This is a genomic window from Geodermatophilus dictyosporus (assembly GCF_900115505.1).
GTDB classification, from domain to species: domain Bacteria; phylum Actinomycetota; class Actinomycetes; order Mycobacteriales; family Geodermatophilaceae; genus Geodermatophilus; species Geodermatophilus dictyosporus.
In genome coordinates, this window is the sequence record NZ_FOWQ01000010.1 from 100,796 (window position 1) to 122,466 (window position 21,671).

Below are 21,671 nucleotides of genomic sequence, written 5' to 3' on the forward strand. Positions count from 1 at the left end.
CCCCCCACGCCTCGCAGACCCGGCGCGAGCCTCTGGACGGGGCCGAGGGCTGCCGGTGCCTGCGGCGCCGCATCAGCTCCCCGGTAGGAACACCGTCCCGACCAGGCGGCGGCGGCGGGACCCGCCGGGCCCGTGCGCCAGCCGGCCGGCCAGCACCCCGCGCAGCTCCGCGAGCAGGGCGGCGAACTCCTCGTCGTCCAGCCACAGGCCGGTCATCCGGTAGCCCACCCCGTCCCGGGCGGCGTCCAGCCCGCCCGGGACGGCGGCCGCGCCGTCGACCCACCGGTCGAAGTCGGCCAGCAGCGCGGCGACGAACGTGCCGAAGGCCCGGCGGTGCTCCTCGGGCCCCATGGCCGCCGCCTCCTCCGGCCCGACCGAGGCCGCCGCCGGCACCAGCCGGTAGGTGCGCTCGGTGCTGCCGCGCACCCGCCGCTCGGCCACCACCTCCAGGACGCCGGCGTCGGCGAGCACGCCGACGTGCCGGTAGAGCGACGCGACGGGGACGTCGGGCAGTTCGGCGTGCAGGTCGCCGGTGGTCAGCGCCCGGTCGCCGAGCAGCGCCTGGACGACGCGCAGGCGCACCGGGTGCAGGAGCAGGTCCGCAGACGCCACGCGCCCCACCTCTATCAATCTTGACAACGGTCTCAGTTTCGAGAACGATCCTGCCATGGCCACCATCCGGACGACACCCGGCACCCTCACCGTCACCCTCACCCGCGCCGAGAAGGTCCTCGGCCTCCTGCGCGACCTCGAGGTCCCGCTGTCCGCGGTGCGCTCGGTGGAGGCCGTCCCCGACGGCCTGGCCGCCGCCCGCGGGCTGCGCGCCCCCGGCCTCGGGCTGCCCGGCCTCCGCCTGATCGGGACGTGGCGGCGGCGGGGGACCCGGACGCTGGTCAGCGTGCGCCGCGGCGAGCCCGCCGTGCGGATCGAGCTCGCCGGTCAGCGCCACGACACCGTGCTGGTGTCCGGTCCCGACGCGGCCGACGTCGCCGCCTCCCTGGCCGCGGCCGTCCCCACCGGGCGCTGACCGTGCGCGAGCTCGCCGTGACGGTGCCCGGCGAGCCCCCGCTCGCCGGCACCCTCACCCTCCCCGACGCCCCCGGCCCCGTCCCCGCGGTGCTGCTCGCGCCGGGCTCGGGCCCCCTCGACCGCGACTCCGACCACCCGCGGGCGCGCTTCGGAGTGACCCGCGCGCTGGCGCACGCCCTCGCCGAGGGCGGGCTGGCCTCGCTCCGCTGCGACAAGCGCGGCGTCGGCGGCACCCCCGGCGACTGGCGGCGGGCCGGCCTGTACGACGGCGCCGACGACCTCGCCCGCGCCCGCGACGCGCTGGCCGCCCGGCCCGAGGTCGACGGCGACCGGGTGCTGCTGGCCGGCCACAGCGAGGGCGCGCTGCTCGCCGCCGCGGTGGCCGCGCGCGGCGTCCCGGTGGCCGGCGTCGTCCTGCTCGCGGCGTCGGCGACGCCCGGTGAGGAACTGCTGCGCTGGCAGGCCCGGCAGATCGGCCCGACGCTGCCCGCGCCGGTGCGGGGCCTGCTGCGGCTGCTGCGCACCGACCTGGAGGCGAGGGTCGCGGCCGACCACGCGCGGATCCGCGCGACCACGACCGACGTCGCCCGCGTGGGCGGCGTGCGGGTCAACGCACGGTGGACCCGCGAGTTCCTCGACCACGACCCGCGCACCGACCTCGCCCGGCTGCAGGTGCCGGTCCTCGCGGTGACCGGGAGCAAGGACCTGCAGGTCCGCCCCGGGGACCTCGAGGTGGTCGCGGCCACCGTGCCCGGGCCGGTCGAGACGCACCTGGTGCCCGACCTCACCCACACCCTGCGCCGGCAGCCGGGCGCGGCGTCGCTGCGCGCCTACCGGGGCGAGCTGCGCCGGCCGGTCGACGCGGAGGTGCTGGCGACGGTGGTCGCCTGGTGCCGGCGGACCAGCACCGTTCCGTTCCCGTCGTGATCCGGGACCCGAAGGGGTTACGGGAACCGCTGCGGGGTTGGCAGCATCGCGAGCCACCGGGGGGCCGCTGAGGGGGCGGGACCCCCGCCGGCTCCCAGGAGGCTCGCGTGCCCCGTCCCACCCGCCGCTCCGCGGCACTGGTCCTCGCCCTGGGCCTCGGCCTGCTGAGCGGCTGTTCCGACGACGGCGGCACCAGCGTCGGTGCCGCCACGACCAGCAGTCACGAGGGTGAGCACTCGGAGAGCCCGTCGGCGAGCGCGTCGACCGAGGGCACCCCGTCGTCGAGTGCCGCCGGGGGCAGCGCCGCACCGGAGAGCGCCGTGCCCACCAGCGAGGCCGCTCCGGTCGAGGCACGGGCCGTCACCGCCACCGAGGGCGAGATGTACATCGAGCTGTCCGAGGACTCGTTCTCCCCCGGCGAGTACACGATCGAGGTGGTCAACGAGGGCAACGGCACCCACGACCTCGTGGTCGAGCGCGACGGTGCCGACATCGCCGCGAGCGACACCATCGGCCCCGGGCAGTCGACCACGCTCACCGTCACCCTCGAGGCGGGTGAGTACGTCTTCTACTGCTCCATCGCCAACCACCGGGCCATGGGCATGGCGACCAGCGTGACGGTCGCGGCGTGACCGGGGGCACCGCGACCCGCACCGCGCGGACCGGCGTCGCGATCGGGGTGCTGCGGCTGGCCGGCGCGGTCCTGCTGGCCGCGATCGCGGCCATCCACCTCTACCTGTGGCAGGAGCAGGGCTACAGCGGCATCGAGGTCATCGGCCCGGCGTTCCTGCTGCAGGCGGTGCTCGGCGCCGGCGGCGCGCTGCTGCTGCTCGTCGCGCCGCCGCGCCTGGTGTCGTGGGCGGCCGTGCTGGGGGCGCTGTTCGCCGCGGGGTCGCTGGCCGCGCTGCTGGTGTCGACGACGGTCGGGCTGTTCGGGTTCGTCGAGTCCACCGCGGCGACGCTGTGGTGGGAGTCGTTCTGGGTGGAGGTCGCCGCCGTCGTGGTGCTGGTGGCCCTGACGGTCCTCGCCCGGCGGCGCGCCGCCCGCTGAGTGCGGGCGGCGCGCCCTCGCTCAGCTGCCGGACGAGAACGCCGCGTCGAACGCGGCGGCCGGCGGGTCGAACGCGAGGCGGCGGACGAAGGCCAGCGCCTCCGGGGCGCCGACGAGGCGGTCCATGCCGGCGTCCTCCCACTCCACCGAGATGGGGCCGTCGTAGCCGATGGTGTTCAGCATCCGGAAGCACGCCTCCCACGGGACGTCGCCGTGGCCGGTGGAGACGAAGTCCCAGCCGCGCCTCGGGTCGGCCCAGGGCAGGTGCGAGCCCATCCGGCCGTTGCGCCCGTTGCCCACCTGGCGCTTCGCGTCCTTGCAGTCGACGTGGTAGATCCGGTCCTTGAAGTCCCAGATGAAGCCGACCGGGTCGAGGTCCTGCCACACGAAGTGCGAGGGGTCCCAGTTCAGGCCGAACGCCTCGCGGTGGCCGATGGCCTCCATGGTGCGGACCGTCGTCCAGTAGTCGTAGGCGATCTCCGACGGGTGCACCTCGTGGGCGAACCGCACGCCGACCTCGTCGAAGACGTCGAGGATCGGGTTCCACCGGTCGGCGAAGTCGCGGTAGCCGTCCTCGACCATCGACTCGGGCACCGGCGGGAACATCGCCACGGTCTTCCAGATCTTCGACCCGGTGAACCCGACGACGGTCCTCACGCCCAGCTTCGCCGCGGCGCGGGCGGTCAGCTTCATCTCCTCGGCCGCCCGCTGCCGGACGCCCTCGGGGTCGCCGTCGCCCCAGACGCGCGGGTGGACGATGCCGCGGTGCCGCTCGTCGATCGGGTCGTCGCAGACGGCCTGGCCGTTGAGGTGGTTGGAGATCGCGAAGACCTGCAGGTCGTACCGCTTGAGCAGGTCGAGCTTCTCCTGCACGTACGAGTCGTCGCTCGCGGCGCGCTCGACGTCGAGGTGGTCACCCCAGCAGGCGATCTCCAGGCCGTCGTAGCCCCACTCGGAGGCCAGCCGGGCCACCTCCTCGAAGGGCAGGTCGGCCCACTGGCCGGTGAACAGGGTGACGGGACGGGGCATCAGTCGGTCCTCTCGGGGTCCTGGGCGGCGATCGGGGTCCACACGGAGTCGGCCGCGGCGCTGCGCTCGACGGCGTCGAGCACCCGCTGCACCTGCAGCCCGTCGGCGAACGAGGGGGCGGGGTCCTCGTCCTTGGCGATCGCGGTGACCAGGTCGACGACCTGGTGGGTGAAGCCGTGCTCGTAGCCGAGGCCGTGCCCGGCCGGCCACCACGCGGCGACGTAGGGGTGCTCGGGCTCGGTGACGATGATCCGGCGGAACCCGGCGCGCTCGGCGGGCTCGGTGCCGTCGAAGAACTCCAGGACGTTCATGTCCTCGAAGTCGAACGCCAGGCTGCCCTCGGAGCCGTTGACCTCGATGCGGATGCCGTTCTTGCGGCCCAGCGCGAACCGGGTGGCCTCGAAGGTGGCCACCGCCCCGCCGGAGAAGCGGGCGAGGAAGACGGCGGCGTCGTCGACGGTCACCTGGCCCATGCCCTCGCCGGCCGTGCCGGACAGCGACCCGGCCGAGGCCGGCAGCGGGCGCTCCTTGACGAAGGTCTCCATCAGCGCGCTCACGCCGGTGAGGGTCTCGCCGGTGATGTACTGCGTCAGGTCGACGACGTGCGCGCCGATGTCGCCGAGCGCGCCGGAGCCGGCCTTGTCCTTCTCCAGCCGCCAGGACATCGGCGCGGCCGGGTCGGCGATCCAGTCCTGCAGGTAGGCCGCGCGCACGTGCCGGATCCGGCCGAGGCGGCCCTCGGCGACCAGCCGGCGGGCCAGGCCGATGGCCGGCACCCGGCGGTAGGTGAAGCCGACCATCGAGCGCACGCCGCGGGCCGCGGCACGGGCGGCGGCCTCGGCCATCGCCTCGGCCTCGGCGACGCTGTTGGCCAGCGGCTTCTCGCACAGCACGTGCTTGCCGGCCTCCAGCGCCGCGATCGCGATCTCGGCGTGGGTGTCGCCGGGCGTGCAGACGTCGACCAGGCCGACGTCGGCGCGCTCGAGCACGCGGCGCCAGTCGGTCTCGGTCTCCGCCCAGCCGAGCCTGCCGGCGGCCTCGGCCACCCGGTCGGCGTCGCGGCCGGCGAGCACCCGCAGGTCCGGGCGCAGCGGCAGGTCGAAGAAGTGGGGGGCGGTGCGCCAGGCCTGGGAGTGCGCCGCGCCCATGAAGGCGTGGCCGATCAGGCCCACCCCGAGGGTCGGCCGGTCGGGCGGGGTCATCGGGTTCTCCTCGGGGAGGGAGGCGGGGCCGCCGGCGTCCGGCGGCCCCGCCCCGGGTGGCTCAGGACTCGAAGGCCGCGTCGAGGTACTGGTCGACGTTGTCCGCGGTGACGACCGGCGCGTTCAGCACGATCCGCTGGGGCACCGCCTGGGAGACCAGGTCGGACATGCTCTTCCCCTGGGCGATCAGCCGGGCCAGGGTGATGCCGTCGGCAGCCTGGGTGTGCGGGTAGATGACCGTCGCCTGCAGCACCGACTCGCCGGACTCGATCTCCCGCATGGCGTTGGCCGAGCCGGCGCCGCCGACCATGATGAACTCGTCGCGGCCGGCGCTCTGGATGGCGGCCAGGACGCCGACGCCCTGGTCGTCGTCGTGGTTCCAGATCGCGTCGATCTGCGGGGCGGCCTGGAGCAGGTTCGAGGCCGCCTCCTCGCCGCCCTCGACGGTGAAGTCGGCGGCGACGCGGTTGTCGACGTCGAGCCCGCACTCGGCCAGCGCGTCGGCGAAGCCCTGGCTGCGGTCCTGGGTCAGCGGCAGCGAGTCGATGCCGGCGATCTCGGCGACGACGGCGTCGGGGGTGTCCCCGAGCTGCTCGCAGACGTAGGTGCCGGCCGAGACGCCCATGCCGTAGTTGTCACCGAGGATCGTGGCGCGGGCGGCGAACGGGCTGTCGAACTCGCGGTCGACGTTGATGACCGGGATGCCGGCCTCCATCGCCTGCAGCGCGACCGGGGTCATCGCGGCGCCGTCGAAGGGCAGCAGCACGATGGCGTCGACGCCGTCGTTGATGAACGTCTCCACCTGGCTGATCTGGGTGCTGACGTCGTTGGTGCCCTCCGCGACCACCAGCTCGACGTCCTCGTAGTTCTCGGCCTCGGCGCGCGCGGCCTCGGTGATGCCGGCCATCCAGCCGTGGTCGGCGGCGGGCGCGGAGAACCCGATCGTGACGGTCTCGCCGGCCTCGTCGTTGTCGCTGGCGGCCTGGTTGCCCCCGCCACCGCCGCCGGACTCCTCCGGGGTGTTGCTCGTGCAGCCGGCCACGAGCACGCCCGCGCTGAGCAGGGCGACCGTGGCGTACGGCAGGCGGCGGAACGGACGCTGCCTCGTTGCGGACATGCTGTCTCCTCGGGTGTCGCCCCCTCTCAGGAGGCGGTGGGCTGCCACCGGACGGGAGTCCGGTGGGTGCTGCGGTCCGGCGCGCAGGTGGCGCGCCGGGTGTCAGAGGGTCGTGCCGCCGGCCGCGGACCGGGTCCCGCCGGGACCGCCGTCGGCGGTGGTGCCGCCGGAGACCGACCCCGACGGCGCCCCGCTGAGCGCAGGGCCGCCGGCCGTGCCGCCGGAGGACGGCCGGCGGAAGCTGAAGCCGCCGGTGGCCAGGCGCTGCTGCAGCAGGACGGCGAGGACGATGATCACGCCGGTCGCCACGGCCTGCGCCGAGCTCGACAGGTTGTTGAGCGTGAAGATGTTGCCGAGCGTCTCGAAGACGAGGACGCCGAAGACGGTGCCGACGATCGTCCCGCGCCCACCGATCAGCAGGGTCCCGCCGATGACCACCGCGGCGATGGCGTCGAGCTCGTAGAGCGTGCCGTGGGTCGAGCTGCCGGTCGTCGTCCGCGCCATCATCATCACCGCGGCGATGCCGCAGGTGATCCCGGACAGCACGTACAGCTTGACGGTGTGCCGCTGCACCCGGATGCCGGCGAGGCGGGCGGCCTCGGCGTTGCCGCCGACCGCGAAGGTGCGCCGGCCGAAGGTGGTGCGGTTGAGCAGCACCCACCCGGCGACGGCGACCAGCGCGAAGATGATGACCAGCGTCGGGACGCCGAGCACGTCACCGGAGAAGAAGGACAGGAAGTCCCGGTCCCGCACGATCTGGGTGCGCCGGTTGGCGATGATCTCCGCCAATCCGCGGGCGGCGGTGAGCATGGCCAGGGTCGCGATGAAGGCGGCGAGCCTGCCGTAGGCGATGACCACGCCGTTGACGAACCCCGCGACCGCGCCGACGACCAGCGCGGTGAGGACCATGACGATCCAGTGGACGTCCTCGGCCATCTGCTGCGTGGCCAGCGTGGTGGCCCACACCGACGCCAGCGCCACCAGCGCGCCGACCGACAGGTCGATGCCGCCACCGATGATCACGAAGGTCATGCCGATGCTGACCACGCCGATGACCGAGGCCAGCCGCAGGATCGTCAGCACGTTGTCGACGCTGGCGAAGCGGTCCCCCGCCGTCGCCACGCCGACGACGCAGAGGATCACCAGTGCGACGACCAGGCCGAGGTTGCGGCCGAGCGGGCCGGCCAGCAGGCCGCCGCCGGGGCGGCCGCGGCTCTCGGCCGCGCCCGTGCTCGTGCCCGTCGTCGTCACCGTGCTGCCCTGGCTCATGCCACGGTCCCTTCGTGCTGCGTCTTCTCGAGGCGCGTCGTCCCGGCGCCCGTCGTGTGGTGGAGTTCCGGCGCGACGCCGTGCGTGGTGGTCCCCTGCATGACGAGGTCGAGCACGCGGTGCTCGTCGAGGGCACCGGCCGGCTCCTCGGCCATGACCCGGCCCTCGGCGATGACGAGCACGCGGTCGGCCAGCCCCAGGACCTCCGGGATCTCGCTGGAGACGACGACCACGGCCACGCCGCGGTCGGCGAGGTCGCGCACCAGCGCGTAGATCTCCGAGCGGGCGCCGACGTCGACACCGCGGGTGGGCTCGTCGAGCAGCAGCACCCGGCAGTCGCGCAGCAGCCACCGGGCCAGCACGACCTTCTGCTGGTTGCCGCCCGAGAGGGTGCGCACCTCGCGGGTCTCGTCGGCGGGGCGCACGTCGAGCGAGCGGACCTGCTCGCGGGCGGCGCCGCGCTCGGCGGCCCCGGAGAGGAAGCCGCCACGGGCGAACCGGGCCAGGCTGGAGATGGAGATGTTGCGGGCCACGGACTCGCCGAGCAGCAGCGCCTGGCTCTTGCGCTCCTCCGGGGCCAGGCCCACGCCGGCGGCGACCGCGGCACCGACGTCGCCGCGCCGCAGCACGCGTCCGCCCACGCGCACGGCCCCGCCGGTGGCCCGGCGCGCGCCGTAGACGGTCTCGAGGATCTCCGAGCGCCCCGAGCCGACGAGCCCGGCCAGGCCGACGATCTCGCCGGGCCGCACGCTGAAGGAGACGCCGGAGAAGGAGCCGCGCAGGTCGAGGTCCTCGACCTCCAGCAGCGGCCGGGTGCCGGCCGGCACCGCGGTGCGGCGCTCGGGGAAGACGTACTCGATGGTGCGGCCGGTCATCAGCGTGATGACCTCGCGGGTGGGCGTCTCGCGGGCCGGGAGCCCGGTGGCCACCGTGCGGCCGTCCTTGAGCACGGTGATCCGGTCGCCGATCTCGCGGATCTCCTCCAGGCGGTGGGAGATGTAGACGACGGCGACGCCGGCGGCGGTGAGGTCGCGGATGACGGCGAAGAGCCGCTCGACCTCCTCGTTGTCCAGCACCGCGGAGGGCTCGTCCATGATGATGAGCCGCGCGTCCTGCGACAGCGCCCGCGCGATGCTGACCATCTGCTGCGAGGCCGCCGACAGCGAGCCGACCTCGGCGCCGGGCCGGATCTCGGGGTGGCCGAGCCGGGTGAGCAGCTCCGCGGCCCGCCGGTTGATCTCGCGAGGCCGCACGAACCCGAGCTGCGCCTGCTCGCGGCCGAGGAAGACGTTGTCGGCGACGGTGAGCCCGGCCACAAGGTCGAGCTCCTGGTAGATCGTCGCGATGCCCAGCCGCAGGGCCGCCTGGGGGTTGCCCAGCGCCACCCGCTCGCCCTGCCAGGAGATGGTGCCCTCGTCGGGCTGGTGCGCACCGGCGAGCACCTTGATCAGCGTCGACTTGCCCGCGCCGTTCTGGCCGAGCAGGCAGTGCACCTCACCGGCCCGCACGTCGAGGTCCACACCGCCGAGCGCGCGCACGCCGGGGAAGGTCTTGACGATGCCCTGCATCTCCAGCAGCGGCGCACCTGCCGGCGCCGCCTCCCGTGCCGTCGCGGTCACCGGGCGCCTGCCCGCGTGCCGCCGGTGGTCGGCCGTCGCGTCCTGGTCGTCACGGCGCTCCTCCCGACTTCTGCTCATCGTTGACCATTAGTCCGCTGAGCGGAGAACATATGAGCCGAGTCACGGGAGGTCAAGCCCCTGCGGGCGCAGTGACCGGATCGAGACGTGCGCGGACGCCGGGTGGCGCCGGGGGTGGGGCGGTGCCCCGGGGTCAGTGGGCGACGGTGGTGCGCGCCAGCGCCTGGTGGACCGAGTCCTCGTCGAGCCAGCCCTCGATGGCCATCAGCGCGGCACCGACCCGGCCGGTGAGGTCGGGCGCCTCGCTGACGGTGATCTCCAGCGCCCGGGCGGCCAGGGGCATCGAGCGGGCGTAGACGGCCTCGCGGATGCCCGCGAGCAGCGGCACGCCGGCGCGGGCGACACCGCCGGACATGACGATCCGGTGCGGGTTGAAGAAGTTGACCAGCGCGGCCAGCACGGTGCCGATGGTGCGCCCGGCCCCGCGGACCAGCTCGAGCGCCTGCCCGTCGCCGAGGGCCGCGCGCTCCACGACCTCACGGGTCGTCGTCACCTGCATGCCGGCCGCCTGGGCGTCGCGCAGCAGCGCCGTGCCGCCTGCGATCGCCTCGAGGCAGTTCACCTGGCCGCAGCGGCAGACGACCTCGCGGCCGTCGGCGGTCGGGACGTGGATGTGCCCGATGTCGCCGGCGCTGCCCTGGGCCCCCCGGTAGACCCCGCCGTCGACGATGATGCCGCAGCCGATGCCGGTGCCGACCTTGACGACGAGGACGTCCTGCACCGACCCGGCGACACCCATCTCGCCCAGCGCCATCACGTTGACGTCGTTGTCGACGAACACCGGGCAGCCGTAGCGGCCGAACGCCGACGGGATCGGGTGGTCGTGCCAGCCGGGCATGATCGGCGGGTGCGAGGGCCGCCCGGTCGAGAACTCCACCGGGCCGGGGACGCCGACGCCGACGGCGCACACGTCGGCCGCCGTCAGCCCGGCCTCGGCGAGCACCTCCTGGGCCAGCCGGTCGACCTCGGCCAGCACCCGGTGGGGGCCCTCGGCGATGTCGATCGGGTGGCCGACGGTGGCCAGGACCTGCGCCGAGAGGTCGGTGACCGCCACGTCGACGCTGGTGACCCCCAGGTCGACGGCCAGCACGCACCCGGCCGCGCTGTTGAAGCGCAGCAGCGTCGGCGGCCGCCCGCCGGTGCTCCAGCCGCGGCCGCTCTCCTCCAGCAGCCCCGCGGCGATGAGCTGGTCGACGCGGGCGCTGACGGTGTTGCGCGCGGCGCCGGTCAGGGCGACGAGCTCGGCCCGGCTCCGCGCGCGGCCGGTGCGCACGTGGTGGAGCAGCGCACCGGCGGAGGCGGAGGAGGAGGCCATGCGGTCATGGTGACACGCCGCGGAACCCGTCCCCGCCCGTCGACGTCGCCCCGGCGAGTGCCGCGCGCAGCACCGCGGCGACGGCGTCGGGGTGCGTCTGGAGGGTCATGTGCGCCGCGCCGGGCAGCTCCACGAGCGAGCCCCGCGGCGCGGCCGCGGCCACCTGCCGCGCCCAGTCGGCCGGGCACAGCCGGTCACGGGTGCCGCGGACGACGGTCACGGGCACGCCGACGGCGCGCAGCCGCGCGTCGATCCGGTCGGGGGAGGCGACCCGCCACAGCGCCCGCATCGCGCGCGGCCCGGTCGAGAGCCACTGGACGAGCACCAGCGGCAGCTGCCACGTCGGCTCGCGCAGCGCCGTCCGCAGCCACCACCCGGCCAGCCGGCGCACCGAGCGCAGCCGCGGGTCGGTGGTGGGGCCGAGCAGCACCACGCCGGCCACCCGGGGGTCGACGGCGGCCGCGGCGACCACCTGGCAGCCCTGCGAGTGCCCGACGAGCACGACGGGCCCGGTGCCGAGGCGGGCGCGGAGCCGGGCGGCCAGCACGTCGAGCCCGGGAACGGGTGCAGAGCGTCCCATCCCGGGTAGGAGCACCAGGTCGGCGGGCACCCGCCGGCGCAGCCGCCAGGACGACCGGCCGTCGAGCCCCAGGCCCGGCACCAGCACGAGTCGGGGGATGACCGGGGGCACCGGACCGGTTGTACCGAACGGCAGACCCAGCCGCGAGCGCACCGAGAGGCCGCCGTGACAGGGTTCACCCGCCCGACCGGCCGGCCACCGGACGCCGGACCTCCTGACAGGAGAGGATCAGTCATCATGACGACATCACCTGCGCCCACCGCCCACGGCACCTCCCCGACCGGCCGGCCGCGGGTCGTCGTCGTCGGCTCGGGCTTCGGCGGCCTGTTCGCCGCCAAGGCCCTGCGGAAGGCGCCGGTCGACGTCACCGTCATCGGCAAGACCGGCCACCACCTGTTCCAGCCGCTGCTCTACCAGGTGGCCACGGGCATCCTGTCCGAGGGCGAGATCGCCCCGGCCACGCGCGAGGTGCTGCGCCACCAGCAGAACGCCCGCGTGGTGCTCGGCGAGGTCGTCGACATCGACGTGGACGCCCGCACGGTGACCTCCACCGTCCTCGGCCGGACCACGGTGCACCCCTACGACGAGCTGATCGTCGCCGCGGGGGCGGGCCAGTCCTACTTCGGCAACGACCGGTTCGCCGAGTTCGCCCCCGGCATGAAGAGCATCGACGACGCCCTCGAGCTGCGCGGTCGCATCTTCGGCGCCTTCGAGCTGGCCGAGCTGGCCACCGATCCCGCCGAGATCGACCGGCTGATGACCTTCGTGGTCGTCGGCGCCGGCCCCACCGGCGTGGAGATGGCCGGGCAGATCGCCGAGCTCGCGCACCGCACGCTGCGCCGCGACTTCCGCAACATCGACCCCGAGCGGGCGCGGATCATCCTGCTCGACGGCGCGCCGCAGGTGCTGCCGCCGTTCGGGCCGAAGCTCGGCGACAAGGCCCGCCGGCACCTCAACGAGATGGGCATCGAGGTGCAGCTCAGCACGCTGGTCACCGACCTCGACGCCGAGGGTCTCACCGTCAAGGACTCCGACGGCCAGCAGCGCCGCATCTCGGCGGCCACCAAGGTGTGGGCCGCCGGCGTGCAGGCCAGCCCGCTCGGCCGGCTGCTGGGCGACGCGACCGGCGCCGAGGTCGACCGCGCCGGGCGCATCACGGTGCAGCCCGACCTCACGCTGCCCGGCCACCCCGAGATCCACGTCGTCGGCGACATGGCCAACCACCCCGACAAGTACCCCGGCGTCGCGCAGGTGGCCATCCAGGGCGGCCGGTACGCCGCCGACCAGATCCAGCGGAAGCTGGCCGGCAAGGACCCGAAGGGCCCGTTCCGGTACCGCGACAAGGGCAACATGGCGACGATCTCGCGGTTCTCCGCGGTCGCCGACATCAAGAAGCTCAAGTTCGAGGGCTTCATCGCCTGGGTGCTGTGGCTGGTCGTGCACCTCTTCTACATCATCGGCTTCAAGAGCCGGGTCACCACGGTGCTGCACTGGATGGTCAGCTTCCTGGGCCGGGGCCGCTCGCAGCGGGTGGCCACCCAGCAGCAGGTCTACGGGCGACTGGCGCTGGAGAAGCTCGGCGCGGGCTTCGCGGCGTCGAAGACCGGCGGCCCGAAGGACCACCCGCAGGCGCCGGACTCGGTCAACCCCGACCAGCAGCACGACCTGGTCGGCCGCCGGACGGCGTAGCAGGACCCCTCGGCCCGCCCGGCCTCAGCCGGGCGGGCCGAGCCAGGTGTCGAGGGCGGCGGTGACGAGGTCCGGCGTGACGACGTGGCCGCCGTCGAACTCGTCGTAGTCGACGTCGTACCCGGCCGCGGCCAGGCTCTGCGCCACCCGGCGGCCGCAGCGCGCCACCGGCAGCACCCGGTCGTGCGTGCCGTGCGCGATCCACACCCGCGGCCGGCCCACGCGCCCGGGCGGCGCCACGAAGCCGGGCGAGAAGGCCAGCAGCGCCTCGAACAGCCCGCCGTTGGCCAGCCCCAGCGACAGCGCGTACGAGCCGCCGTCGGAGAAGCCGCCGAGCGCCGTCCGGGTGACCGCGAGCCCGGCGGCCACCTGGTCCAGGGCGGCGTCGAGGACGGCGACGTCGCGGCCGAGCCCGCCGGCCAGCAGGTCCCAGGTGCCGGCGGCGGACGTGGTCGCCAGCACCGCGACCCCGCGGGCGGTGGCCACGTCGCCCACCGCGGCCAGCGACTGGGCGGCGGTCCCGCCGGCGCCGTGGCAGAAGACCAGCAGCGGCCGCGGCCCGGGCGGGCCGGGCGGGACGGCGACCAGCGCCTCCGCCTGCCCGCCGAGGTCGAGCGCGGTGGTGCCGGGCGGCAGCGGCGGGCCGGGCGGATCGGTGCCGGGTCGCGCCTCGAGGCGCCCGTCGGCGGCCGGGTGGGACGCCGTCACCCCGGCCGGTCCCCGGACTCGTCCATCACACCCTCCCGGCCGCGCCCTCGCGGACGACCTGTTCGGCGACCGCGCGGCGGTCCCCCGTGCGCAGCCAGGTGCTCCGCTGCCGCGCCGCCGAGGTACCCCGGCCGAGCAGTTCCTGCACCATCGCGCGGACCTCGTCCTCCTCGCCCGCGTCGGCGAGGTCGCCGGCCAGCTCGGTCAGCAGCGCCGCCACCGCCTCGCGCGGCTCGACCAGCTCGGCCCGCAGCGGGTCGAACAGCGGGCCGGACAGGCCCGAGCGGGCGGCCCGCCACCGCGCGGCACGCAGCACCTCGGGGCGGACCTCGGGCACCGGCTCGCCGCGGGCGGCCCGGCCGGCGAGCACCCGCACCAGCGAGCGCACCAGCGCGGCGTGCAGGACGGCGTCGTCGAGGGTGGTGCACACGTCGGCCAGCCGGAACTCGACGGTGGGCAGCCGGGCCGAGGGCCGCACGTCCCAGTACAGGTGGGAGCCGTCCTCGACCACGCCGCTGGCCACCAGCCCGGCGAGCACCCGGCGGTAGCCGTCGGCGTCGCCGAGCGGCTCGGGCGCGCCGGCGTGCGGGAAGCGGGTCCACCACAGCGTGCGCCAGGACTCGTAGCCGGTGTCGACGCCGTCGTGGAACGGCGAGCTGGCGGTCATCGCCAGCAGCACCGGGATGTAGGGCCGGGCGCGGTCGAGCACCGCGACGGCGGTGTCGAGGTCGGGGACGCCGACGTGCACGTGGCAGCCGCAGATGTCCTGCTGCCGCGCCAGGCCCGCCCAGCGGCCGACCATCGCCTGGTACCGCTCCCCCGGCGTCACCGGCATCGAGTGCCACGAGCTCCACGGGTGGGTGGAGGCCGCCAGCAGCAGCAGGCCGTCCCGCTTCGCCGCCGCGGCCGCCTCGGTGCGGGCGGCCACCAGCTCCGACCGGACCTGCTCGAGCGTCGTGCACACGCCGGTGGCGATCTCCAGCTGCGTGGTCGAGATCTCCGGGTGCACCCGCTCCCCGGCCTCGCCGGCGAGCGCGGCGGCCGACGCGCGCAGGCCTGGGGTCAGCTCCAGGGTGTCGGGATCGACGAGGTGGAACTCCTCCTCGACGCCGAGGGTGCGCCCGACCGCGGCGCCCTCGGTCTGCAGGCCGTCGGTGCGCACGCCCCTCCTCGGTGCCGGTCCCGGGTCGCCGGGCAGGCCGACGCTACGGCCGACGCTCCCCCGCCGCACCTGCTGACCAGCACGGTCGTGCTCTGCCCACACCTGTGGGCAGAGCACGAAGCGCTCCTCGTGCTCTGCCCGCACCGGCGGGGCAGAGCACGACCGGGTGCGGGAGGACCCGATCGCTCTCGGCGTAGCGGGAGGGGTGGCCGTACCGGCCCGGGCGGGCGTCCACTGGTCGGTGCAACGGTGTAATCAAGGAGGTGCGTCGTGACCCGACCGGACACCGACGCGGCGCTGGACGCCTACTCGCAGGTGGTCACCGCGGTGGCCGCCGACCTCACCCCGCACGTGGCGGCCCTGCAGGTCACCGCGCCCGACGGCCGGGCCGGCGCGGGTTCGGCGGTCGTCGTCCCCGGCGACGGCCTGCTGCTCACCAACGCGCACGTCGTCGGCCGGGCCCGCACCGGCCGCGCGGTGTTCGGCGACGGCACCGAGACGCCGGTGGAGGTCGTGGGCACCGACCCGCTGTCCGACCTCGCCGTCGTCCGCGCGACCGCCGGCGCCCCCGACCCGGCCGTGCTCGGCGACGCCGCCGCGCTGCGGGTCGGCCAGCTCGTCGTCGCCGTCGGCAACCCGCTCGGGCTGGCCGGGTCGGTCACCGCCGGCGTCGTCAGCGGCCTGGGCCGGTCACTGCCCACCCGGGACGGGCGGACCGCGCGCGTCGTCGAGGACGTCATCCAGACCGACGCCGCCCTCAACCCGGGCAACTCCGGCGGCGCGCTCGCCGACGCCGCCAGCCGGGTGGTCGGCATCAACACCGCCGTGGCCGGGTGGGGCCTGGGCCTGGCCGTGCCGGTCAACGAGACCACGCGCCGGATCATGGCCACGCTCGTCCGCGACGGCCGGGTGCGGCGGGCCTACCTCGGCCTGGTCAGCAGCCCCGCACCGCTGCCGGCCGAGCTGGCCGAGCGCACCGGCCGGCGGCGTGGACTGCGGGTGGTCGACGTCGTCGCCGGGTCGCCGGCCGACCGCGCGGGGCTGCGCGCCGGCGACCTGGTGCTCGAGGCCGGCCGGGCCCCCGTGGCCGAGGCGCAGAGCCTGCAGCGACTGCTGTTCGCCGAGGCGGTGGGCCGGCCGCTGCCGGTGACGGTGTACCGGCGCGGGGCGATGGTCGACGTGATCGCCGTTCCCACAGAGCTGACCGGTTGAGGGTCAGGGCCGGCGCCAGTCGTCGCCGGTGAGGTGCGAGCCGGCCATCGGCCCCATCTGCAGCATCCCGCCGTCGACCGCGTAGCTGGAGCCGGTGACGTAGGAGGCCGCCGGTGAGGCGAGGAAGGCGACGACGGCGGCCACCTCGTGCGCGTCGCCGGGCCGGCCGACCGGGACGCCGGGGCGCTCGTGGCCTTGCGCGGTCGGGTCCTCGTCCTCCTGGCCGGTCATCGGCGTGGCGATCTCCCCCGGCGCGACGGCGTTGACGGTGATGCCGTGCTCGGCCAGCTCGATCGCCGCGACCCGGGTGAGCAGGCCGAGGCCGCCCTTGGCCGCGCAGTAGGCGGCCGCGCCGACCCGCGGCTGGTGCTCGTGGACGCTGGTGACGTTGACGATCCGCCCGCCGCGCCCGGCTGCGGCCATGCGCCGCGCGGCACGCTGCAGGCAGAGGAACGCCGCGTCGAGGTCGGTGGCCATCACCTCGCGCCAGGTCTCGTAGTCGGTGTCGAGGAGCAGCGTCGAGTGGCCGGTGCCGGCGTCGTTGACCAGGACGTCGATGCCGCCGAGCGCGTCGGCCAGCTCGTCGACGACGGCGGCCGCGCCGGGCAGCTGGGTGAGGTCGACCGGGCGGACCTCGGCCCGGCGGCCGAGCGAGCGCACCTCCTCGGCGGTGCCCTGGGCGTGCGCCTCGTCGCGGTACCAGGTGATCCCGACGTCGCAGCCCTGCTCGGCGAGCGCGACCGCCACGGCCCGCCCGATGCCCGACTCCGATCCGGTGACGACCGCGACGCGGCCCGGTGCATCCGTCATGCGCTCATGCTGGGGTCACGGGCCGCCCGCCGCCGGACGACACCTCACCGTGCGCAGTGTCGCCACGACCGCCCGCTCGTGCACGACCGCGCGTTGCACGACCGGGTGGCCGGCCAGCCGGTCGCGGCCGACACTCGCGGACGACGGAGCCACCCGTCGCACCGGCTCCGTCGGGAGATCTCCTGAGCCCCCAGACCCTCGGTCCGTACGAGCTCGACGAGCTGCTCGGCCGCGGCCGCGCCGGCGAGGTGTACCGCGCCTGGGACACCCGCCGCTCACGCACCGTCGCGCTCGAGGTCGTCTCGCCCGCGCTCAGCGCCGACCCGCGGTTCCGCGCCCGCTTCCAGCAGGTGAGCGCCGCCGTCGCGCGGCTGGACGAGCCGCACGTCGTCGCGGTCCACGAGATCGGCGAGGTCGACGGCCGGCTCTACGTCGACGAGCAGCTGGTCGACGGCCGGTCGCTGGCGGCGGTGCTCGCCGCCGAGGGTCCGCTGCCGGCCGAGCTGGCCGTCGACGTCGTCGGCCAGGTCGCGACCGCCCTCGACGCGGCGCACGCGGCCGGGCTGGTGCACGGCGACGTCCGGCCGGCCGACGTCCTGCTGTCCGGGCACCGCGAGCGCCCCGACGTCCACCTGACCGGCTTCGGCCTGGCCGGCGCCGTCAGCGGCGACCCCGCCGACCGGCAGGACGACGTCGCCGCGCTGGCCCGCCTGCTGCACGAGGCGCTCACGGGCCGGCCGCCGGGCGCGGCCGGGCGGGTCGGCTCCCTGCCGGGCGCGCTGGACACGGTGGTGGCGCGGGGGACGTCCGGGGACCGCGGCCGGCGCTTCGCCGGCGCCGGCGAGCTGGCCTCCGCCGCGCGGGCGGCGCTGCGCCCGGCGCCGGACACCGTCCCGGCGCGGGTGGCGGCGGCGCCTGCGGGGCCGGCGGGCGGGGTCGGGGCCGGTGCGGCGGCGGTCCGCGGCGCGCGGCACCGTCCGCCGGGGCCGTGGTCCGGACGACGTCGGGGCCTGGCCGCGGCACTGGTCGCGGGCGCGGTCGCGCTGAGCACCGCGGGCGGGGTGGCCGCGGTGCGGCTGGCCTCGGACGACTCCGAGGCAGCGACGTCGACCCCGGTCGTCGTGGAGCCGGCCGACGAGCCCGGCGCGGACCCCTTCGTGCCCGCGCCGCAGGGCACCGAGCCGACCCAGGGCACCGAGCCGGCCCAGGGCACCGAGCCGGCCCAGGGCACCGAGCCGACCCAGGGCACCGAGCCGACCCAGGGCACCGAGCCGACCCAGGGCCCCGAGCCGACCCAGGGCCCCGCGGAGCCGACGGACGGGGCCGCGACAGGGACCGCCGGGACCGCGACGGAGGCCGGCACCCCGGGGTCGGAGGCCGGCACGCCGGCCCCGGCGGCGGGCGGCCCGGTGCCGGGTGACCGGCCTGGTCTGTACGGCGGGTCCGGGGCCGAGGTCTGCGACGCCGCCGGCATGGCCACCTTCCTCGCTGCGAACCCCGACCGGGGTGCCGCGTTCGCCGCCGCGGAGGGCATCCCGACCGACGAGGTCGACGACTACCTGTCCTCCCTCACCCCCGTGGTGCTGCGGTTCGACACCGCCGTCACCAACCACGGCTTCGCCGACGGGGAGGCCGTGCCGTTCCAGTCCGTGCTGCAGGCCGGCACCGCGGTGCTGGTCGACGACTCGGGCGTCCCGCAGGTCCGCTGCATCTGCGGCAACCCACTGGCGCCGCCGGCCGGCCGCCCCTCCCCCGAGTACCAGGGCGAGCCGTGGCCCGGCTTCGCGCCCGGGGCGGTCGTCGTCGTGGAGGGCAGCCCGGCGCCGCTGTCGGCGCTGGTCCTCGTCGACGAGGCGACCGGCGCGGTCGTGGCCCGGCCGGTGCACACCGCCGGCGACGCCGACCAGTCGGTCGACGCCGCCCTGGCCGAGCGGGCCCGCGGGACGGGCGGCCGCGCGCCGTCGTCCACGGGCGGGGCGGCTCCCTCCACCGTCCCGCCGTCCACGGACCCGTCCGGCGGCGGAGACGCCGGCGTGACGGACCCGCCGACGCCGAACCCCGGCACGGGGAGCCCGTCCGGCGGGGATCCGCCCACCGGGGACGACGGACAGCCGAGCGACACGGGTCGGGCCGACACCGGCCAGCCCGACGTGCCGGCCCCGGACGGCGGGACAGGCGGCGCCGACCCACCGGCGGAGGAACCGGCCGAGCAGGCGCCCGCCGAGGAGGTCCCGAGCGAAGACGCACCGACCCAGGACGCACCGACGGAAGAGGTCCCGAGCGAGACACCGACCACCGAAGAGCCGACCACCGAGACACCGACCACCGAGACACCGACCACCGAAGAGCCGACCACCGAAGAGCCGACCACCGAGACCCCCACGGAGGAGTCGACCACCGAGACCCCCACCGAGTCAGAGGGCAGCGAGACAGCCACCGAGACAGCCACCGAGACACCGACCACCGAGACACCGACCAGCGAAGAGCCGCCCACGGAACCGTCGGCCACTCCCTGACCGGCGCGTGTGGAGCCTGGAGGACGGCCACAGTTCCCGTCGGTTGTGACGGACCGCTCCTCCTCACACCCCGCGGCCGTGCCGCAACCCCCTGCTGGCCCACGCCGGGGCCGCGTTCCGGTGGCCTGGACAGCGCGCGGGTGGGTGGACACGGGCTGAGGGCGCTCCGGAGACTCCGGCGTCGGGCGCAGCACCCCGCCGTCAGCAGCACCACCGGGAGGCCCCACCCGTGAACCCGGAGACCTTCGGCCCGTACGAGCTGCTCGAGCTGCTCGGCCGGGGCGGCATGGGCGAGGTCCACCGCGCCTGGGACACCCGCCGCCGGCGGGTGGTGGCGCTCAAGCGACTCCTGCCCCAACTGGCCGACGACGAGCAGTTCCGCGCCCGCTTCTACCGGGAGTGCAACGGCGCGGCCCGGCTCAACGAGGCGCACGTCGTCCCCATCCACGACTTCGGCGAGATCGACGGCCGGCTCTACCTCGACATGCGCCTGGTCGACGGCAAGGACCTGTCCGAGCTCCTCGAGCAGGAGGGGGCGTTCCCGGCCGACCTGGCCGTCACCGTCGTGGAGCAGGTGGCGGCGGCACTGGACGCCGCGCACGCGTCCGGGATCGTCCACCGCGACGTGAAGCCGTCGAACGTGCTGGTGACCGGCACGGGGACGGTCCCGCACTGCTACCTGGTCGACTTCGGGATCGCCGGGACGACCGGGGGCAGGACGACCGGCTCGCTGACCCGCACCGGCATGTTCGTGGGCACCCTGGAGTACGTCGCACCCGAGCGCCTGGGCAGCGGGCCCACCGACCACCGCGTCGACGTCTACTCCCTGGCCTGCCTGCTGCACCAGGTCCTCACCGGACAGCCACCGTTCCCCACGTCCGAACCGGCCGCGCTGTGCGCCGCGCACCTCTACCGCGAGCCGCCGCGGCCGTCGGAGACGGTGCCCTCCCTGCCTCGGGCTCTGGACGCGGTCATCGCCCGCGGGATGGCCAAGGACCCGGAGGCCCGGTACCCGAGCGCGGGAGCGCTGGCCTGGGCGGCCCGGGCGGCGCTCGGCGACGACCACGTCCGGACGCCGGGCATGCCCGTCGGGGGCGCACCGCCGACGACGACCCCGCCGCCCCTGACGCCACCGCCCCTGACGCCACCGCCCCTGACGCCACCGCCCCTGACGCCACCGCCCCTGACGCCACCGCCTCCACTGCCGCCTGCACGGTCGACGACCGGTGGGCACGGGGTCCCCGCGTTCCCACCACCGCCTCCCACCCTGACCCCGGCGGCCCGCTCCGAGGGAGTCCTGCCCCCGACCGCCACCGCGAAGGCCCCACCACCGCCGGGCGAACCACCCGCTGCGCGGCGGCCGGCGGGGACGCGGCCGGTCCGGCGGCGTCTCACGGGAGCTCTGGTCGCCGTCGCGGTCGCCGCCGCTGCCGCAGGCGGCGTGGCCGCAGCACAACTCCTCGGCGAGGGCACCGCCGTGGCCACCGAGGCGATCGACGACCCCGGCGACCACCCGTTCCAGATCCCCACGTCCGAGGCCGGTGGCCAGATGGGGGAGCAGGTGCCCGCGCCCGATCCTCCGTCGACCGCGCCGCCGGAGGGCGTGTACGGCGACCAGCCCGGCCTGTACGGCGGGACGGGAGCGGAGGTCTGTGACGGGGCAGCGTTGACCGAGTTCCTCGCGACCCACCCCGCTGAGGCGGCCGCCTGGGCGGATGCCCAGAACATCGCACCCGGCGAGATCGGCGCCTACATCGATCGACTGACCCCGGTGGTGCTCCGCTTCGACACCGCCGTGACCAACCACGGGTTCGAGGGGGGCAGGGCGACGCCGTTCCAGTCGGTGCTCCAGGCCGGGACCGCGGTCCTCGTCGACGAGTACGGCTCACCGCAGGTGCGCTGCGCGTGCGGCAACCCGCTCGACCCGCCCGCACCCCGTCCATCCCCGGAGTACGAGGGTGAGACGTGGCCGGCCTTCTCGGAGGACGTGGTGGTGGAGGTGACACCGGCAGTCGAGGTCGTCGCGGTGCTGGTCATCGTCCACACCGACGGGCAGATCGTGGAACGGCCGCGGGGGACCACCGGTGAGGCGGACCGGGAACCCGACCCGGAAGTGCTGACGAAGGCCGAGGACTTCGTCGAGGACCCGGCGACCGCCACCCCGCCGTCCTCGAGCCCGGCCACCTCGGCCCCGGCCACGGACAGCTCCCCTGGCACGAGCACGGGCAACGAGGACGGCGGCACCTCTTCGACGGCTGGGTCCTCGACGTCCACTTCCGCCACGTCCTCGGGATCGACGACTCCGTCCGACGCCACCACGGCCCCACCACCGACCACCACCGCCGCACCACCGACCAC

General features: G+C 75.8%; 19 protein-coding genes. 8 read left to right on the top strand and 11 right to left on the bottom strand.

Annotation, left to right across the window (positions count from 1 at the left end):
- Window positions 1–72: 72 nt before the first annotated feature.
- Window positions 73–612, bottom strand: a complete 540-nt coding sequence (locus BMZ33_RS20325) for a helix-turn-helix domain-containing protein (RefSeq protein WP_169064627.1) — start codon at window positions 610–612, stop codon at window positions 73–75.
- Window positions 613–667: 55 nt separating this feature from the next.
- Between BMZ33_RS20325 and BMZ33_RS20330 the strand changes: the two genes are divergently transcribed.
- From BMZ33_RS20330 to BMZ33_RS20345, 4 genes are all read left to right on the top strand, one after another.
- Window positions 668–1,027: a hypothetical protein gene (locus tag BMZ33_RS20330; protein ID WP_091115659.1), complete on the top strand. Its 360-nt coding sequence runs from the start codon at window positions 668–670 to the stop codon at window positions 1,025–1,027.
- 2 nt (window positions 1,028–1,029) lie between these two features.
- A complete protein-coding gene (locus tag BMZ33_RS20335) occupies window positions 1,030–1,956 on the top strand; it encodes an alpha/beta hydrolase family protein (RefSeq protein WP_169064628.1) in 927 nt (308 codons plus the stop codon).
- Between the two features lie 107 nt (window positions 1,957–2,063).
- Window positions 2,064–2,588 (top strand): cupredoxin domain-containing protein, encoded by a 525-nt coding sequence (locus tag BMZ33_RS20340; RefSeq protein WP_091115663.1) that lies wholly within the window; start codon window positions 2,064–2,066, stop codon window positions 2,586–2,588.
- Window positions 2,585–3,007: a hypothetical protein gene (locus BMZ33_RS20345; protein ID WP_169064629.1), complete on the top strand. Its 423-nt coding sequence runs from the start codon at window positions 2,585–2,587 to the stop codon at window positions 3,005–3,007. Before BMZ33_RS20340 ends, BMZ33_RS20345 begins: the two co-directional genes overlap by 4 nt.
- Window positions 3,008–3,028: 21 nt before the next feature.
- Here the strand turns inward: BMZ33_RS20345 and BMZ33_RS20350 are convergent, their stop codons facing one another.
- The 7 genes from BMZ33_RS20350 to BMZ33_RS20380 form a co-directional block, all read right to left on the bottom strand.
- Window positions 3,029–4,036: a sugar phosphate isomerase/epimerase family protein gene (locus tag BMZ33_RS20350; protein ID WP_091115667.1), complete on the bottom strand. Its 1,008-nt coding sequence runs from the start codon at window positions 4,034–4,036 to the stop codon at window positions 3,029–3,031.
- Window positions 4,036–5,238 (bottom strand): Gfo/Idh/MocA family protein, encoded by a 1,203-nt coding sequence (locus BMZ33_RS20355; protein WP_091115671.1) that lies wholly within the window; start codon window positions 5,236–5,238, stop codon window positions 4,036–4,038. The genes BMZ33_RS20350 and BMZ33_RS20355 overlap by 1 nt, the downstream gene beginning before the upstream one ends.
- Before the next feature lie 61 nt (window positions 5,239–5,299).
- Complete coding sequence (locus BMZ33_RS20360) at window positions 5,300–6,355, bottom strand: substrate-binding domain-containing protein (RefSeq protein ID WP_091115675.1); 1,056 nt, start codon at window positions 6,353–6,355, stop codon at window positions 5,300–5,302.
- Between the two features lie 102 nt (window positions 6,356–6,457).
- Window positions 6,458–7,624 (bottom strand): ABC transporter permease, encoded by a 1,167-nt coding sequence (locus tag BMZ33_RS20365; RefSeq protein ID WP_091115679.1) that lies wholly within the window; start codon window positions 7,622–7,624, stop codon window positions 6,458–6,460.
- Window positions 7,621–9,321, bottom strand: a complete 1,701-nt coding sequence (locus BMZ33_RS20370; protein WP_169064630.1) for a sugar ABC transporter ATP-binding protein — start codon at window positions 9,319–9,321, stop codon at window positions 7,621–7,623. Before BMZ33_RS20370 ends, BMZ33_RS20365 begins: the two co-directional genes overlap by 4 nt.
- Before the next feature lie 133 nt (window positions 9,322–9,454).
- Window positions 9,455–10,636 carry an ROK family protein gene (locus BMZ33_RS20375; RefSeq protein ID WP_091115682.1) on the bottom strand — a complete coding sequence of 394 codons (1,182 nt, stop codon included), beginning with the start codon at window positions 10,634–10,636 and terminating at the stop codon, window positions 9,455–9,457.
- A gap of 4 nt (window positions 10,637–10,640) precedes the next feature.
- Window positions 10,641–11,327 (bottom strand): alpha/beta fold hydrolase, encoded by a 687-nt coding sequence (locus BMZ33_RS20380; protein ID WP_169064631.1) that lies wholly within the window; start codon window positions 11,325–11,327, stop codon window positions 10,641–10,643.
- A 126-nt stretch (window positions 11,328–11,453) separates the two neighbouring features.
- Here BMZ33_RS20380 and BMZ33_RS20385 point away from each other — a divergent pair, with 126 nt between their 5' ends.
- The gene (locus tag BMZ33_RS20385) at window positions 11,454–12,905 is read left to right on the top strand and encodes an NAD(P)/FAD-dependent oxidoreductase (RefSeq protein ID WP_091115690.1); all 1,452 of its coding nucleotides are present in this window, start codon (window positions 11,454–11,456) and stop codon (window positions 12,903–12,905) included.
- 24 nt (window positions 12,906–12,929) lie between these two features.
- On the opposite strand, the gene BMZ33_RS20390 is transcribed toward BMZ33_RS20385, so the two are convergent.
- On the bottom strand, window positions 12,930–13,613 hold the full coding sequence (locus tag BMZ33_RS20390) for an alpha/beta hydrolase (protein WP_091115694.1): 684 nt from the start codon (window positions 13,611–13,613) through the stop codon (window positions 12,930–12,932).
- Between the two features lie 25 nt (window positions 13,614–13,638).
- Window positions 13,639–14,775, bottom strand: a complete 1,137-nt coding sequence (locus BMZ33_RS20395; protein WP_169064632.1) for a carboxylate-amine ligase — start codon at window positions 14,773–14,775, stop codon at window positions 13,639–13,641.
- A gap of 270 nt (window positions 14,776–15,045) precedes the next feature.
- Here BMZ33_RS20395 and BMZ33_RS20400 point away from each other — a divergent pair, with 270 nt between their 5' ends.
- Window positions 15,046–15,987 (top strand): S1C family serine protease, encoded by a 942-nt coding sequence (locus BMZ33_RS20400; RefSeq protein WP_091115701.1) that lies wholly within the window; start codon window positions 15,046–15,048, stop codon window positions 15,985–15,987.
- A 3-nt stretch (window positions 15,988–15,990) separates the two neighbouring features.
- Here the strand turns inward: BMZ33_RS20400 and BMZ33_RS20405 are convergent, their stop codons facing one another.
- Window positions 15,991–16,797, bottom strand: coding sequence for an SDR family oxidoreductase (locus BMZ33_RS20405; protein ID WP_091115705.1), 807 nt, complete (start codon window positions 16,795–16,797; stop codon window positions 15,991–15,993).
- Window positions 16,798–16,853: 56 nt separating this feature from the next.
- On the opposite strand from BMZ33_RS20405, the gene BMZ33_RS20410 reads away from it, so the two are divergent.
- Window positions 16,854–19,313: a serine/threonine-protein kinase gene (locus BMZ33_RS20410; RefSeq protein ID WP_280139244.1), complete on the top strand. Its 2,460-nt coding sequence runs from the start codon at window positions 16,854–16,856 to the stop codon at window positions 19,311–19,313.
- A gap of 229 nt (window positions 19,314–19,542) precedes the next feature.
- A partial coding sequence (locus BMZ33_RS23555; RefSeq protein ID WP_169064634.1) for a serine/threonine-protein kinase occupies window positions 19,543–21,671 on the top strand: 2,129 nt, incomplete at its 3' end.

Excerpts from the sequence above, each read along its gene's own strand:
- BMZ33_RS20330 (WP_091115659.1), top strand. The coding sequence starts at position 668 with ATGGCCACCATCCGGACGACACCCGGCACCCTCACCGTCACCCTCACC.
- BMZ33_RS20350 (WP_091115667.1), bottom strand. The coding sequence starts at position 4,036 with ATGCCCCGTCCCGTCACCCTGTTCACCGGCCAGTGGGCCGACCTGCCC.
- BMZ33_RS20355 (WP_091115671.1), bottom strand. The coding sequence starts at position 5,238 with ATGACCCCGCCCGACCGGCCGACCCTCGGGGTGGGCCTGATCGGCCAC.
- BMZ33_RS20360 (WP_091115675.1), bottom strand. The coding sequence starts at position 6,355 with ATGTCCGCAACGAGGCAGCGTCCGTTCCGCCGCCTGCCGTACGCCACG.
- BMZ33_RS20365 (WP_091115679.1), bottom strand. The coding sequence starts at position 7,624 with ATGAGCCAGGGCAGCACGGTGACGACGACGGGCACGAGCACGGGCGCG.
- BMZ33_RS20370 (WP_169064630.1), bottom strand. The coding sequence starts at position 9,321 with ATGAGCAGAAGTCGGGAGGAGCGCCGTGACGACCAGGACGCGACGGCC.
- BMZ33_RS20375 (WP_091115682.1), bottom strand. The coding sequence starts at position 10,636 with ATGGCCTCCTCCTCCGCCTCCGCCGGTGCGCTGCTCCACCACGTGCGC.
- BMZ33_RS20385 (WP_091115690.1), top strand. The coding sequence starts at position 11,454 with ATGACGACATCACCTGCGCCCACCGCCCACGGCACCTCCCCGACCGGC.
- BMZ33_RS20405 (WP_091115705.1), bottom strand. The coding sequence starts at position 16,797 with ATGACGGATGCACCGGGCCGCGTCGCGGTCGTCACCGGATCGGAGTCG.